Source organism: Mycobacterium sp. 1165178.9, from assembly GCF_001673555.1.
GTDB lineage: Bacteria > Actinomycetota > Actinomycetes > Mycobacteriales > Mycobacteriaceae > Mycobacterium.
The window spans coordinates 1-1,575 of the sequence record NZ_LZMB01000090.1 but is presented as its reverse complement, the minus strand read 5'-3'; the positions used below and the strand labels follow the sequence as shown (position 1 = coordinate 1,575).

The window sequence follows — 1,575 nt, the reverse complement described above, 5'->3', positions numbered from 1 at the left end:
CAGCGTCTCCGCGACGGCCACGTAGGACTCGTAGGGCGTCACCATGAAGCAGGTGTGGGTGAACTCGGCCACCTGCGCGCGCACCGCTTCGACCACCCGGGGCGAGGAGTTACCGATCGTGGTCACCGCGATCCCGGACCCGAGGTCGATCAGCCGGTTGCCGTCGACGTCCTCGATGATCCCGCCGCCGGCTCGCGCCACGAATACCGGCACCGACACGTTCACGGCGTGCGACACCGCCGCCGCCCGGCGCTTGGTCAGTTCCAGCGATGCCGGACCGGGGATCTCGGTGACCAGCTGGCGAGTCTGCTCGAGGCTGGCCACCACATAACTCCTCCCCGCGGCGCGTGTGTCACGTCGCATCAAAAGCCTATCGAGCTTGACGCCGGCGGGCACTCGGTGCACCGTGGCGGACGGTCGCCGCAGGTGGCCTGCCAGACTGAACGGGCACACTGGACCGTTACGAGGTGCGCGATGCTCGCGGCACCGTGGGTCCCGAATTACGACGAAAGACAGGCGCGTCCATGCAGAGCTTGATCCTGTTCCTGCCGTTCCTGCTCATCATGGGCGGGTTCATGTACTTGGCATCGCGCCGCCAGAAGCGTGCGATGCAGGCCACCATCGACCTGCAGGAGTCGTTGCGTCCGGGTGATCGGGTGCACACCACGTCGGGCCTTCAGGCCAGCGTCGTCGAGATCACCGACGACACCGTCGACCTCGAGATCGCACCCGGCGTAGTGACCACCTGGATGAAGCTGGCGATCCGCGACCGGATCCTGCCCGACGACGAAGACCTCTCCGACGGCGACGGCTCCGCCGACGAGGGCTCGATCACCAACGATTCCTGACCTGGACTCCCCACCCGATCGCCGCAACCGGTGGACCGCTTGCACAACGGGCAAGGGGGGGCCACGTAGGCTCTGTCCGGGGTAAGTAACCGATTTCAAGGAGATAGAAGGAACGTGGCATCGTCTTCGGCGCCGGTGCACCCTGCCCGCTACCTGTCGGTCTTCTTGTTATTGCTCGTCGGCGTCTACCTGCTGGTGTTTCTCACCGGGGACAAGCGGGCCGCTCCCAAACTCGGCATCGACCTTCAGGGCGGCACCCGCGTCACGTTGACCGCGCGCACTCCGGATGGCTCGAAGCCCAGCCGGGAGGCTTTGGCGCAGGCTCAGCAGATCATCGGCGCCCGGGTCAACGGGCTCGGTGTCTCCGGCTCGGAGGTCGTCGTCGACGGCGACAACCTGATCATCACGGTCCCTGGGAACGACGGCAACGAGGCGCGAAACCTGGGTCAGACCGCCCGCCTCTACATCCGTCCGGTGCTCAACTCGATGCCGGCCCAGGGCGCCGAGCCCAAGCCGCCGGCGCGCCACCCGGCCCCCGGCCAGACCGCGCCGGGTCAGCCGGCCCCCGGTCAGCCGGCGCCCGGTCAGCCCGCACCGGGTCAGCCGGCGCCCGGTCAGCCCGCGCCGGGTCGGCAGGCACCTGCGCGACCGTCCGCCAGATCCAGGGTGTAGTTGATTTGACGGCCCAGGATCACCAGGATCGCGAAAATCATTGCCCCGGAAGCAG

General features: G+C 67.9%; 2 protein-coding genes and 1 pseudogene. 2 read left to right on the top strand and 1 reads right to left on the bottom strand.

Translation table 11 applies throughout. The features are described 5' to 3' along the window. On the bottom strand, positions 1–324 hold a 324-nt coding region (locus tag A5652_RS04615), incomplete at its 3' end, for an aminotransferase class III-fold pyridoxal phosphate-dependent enzyme (protein WP_156745157.1). 200 nt (positions 325–524) lie between these two features. On the opposite strand from A5652_RS04615, the gene yajC reads away from it, so the two are divergent. Next, positions 525–848: a preprotein translocase subunit YajC gene (yajC, locus tag A5652_RS04610; RefSeq protein ID WP_067347106.1), complete on the top strand. Its 324-nt coding sequence runs from the start codon at positions 525–527 to the stop codon at positions 846–848. 114 nt (positions 849–962) lie between these two features. Continuing rightward, a pseudogene (locus tag A5652_RS04605) lies at positions 963–1,493 on the top strand (protein translocase subunit SecD); the annotation flags it as partial. Between the last annotated feature and the right edge of the window lie 82 nt (positions 1,494–1,575).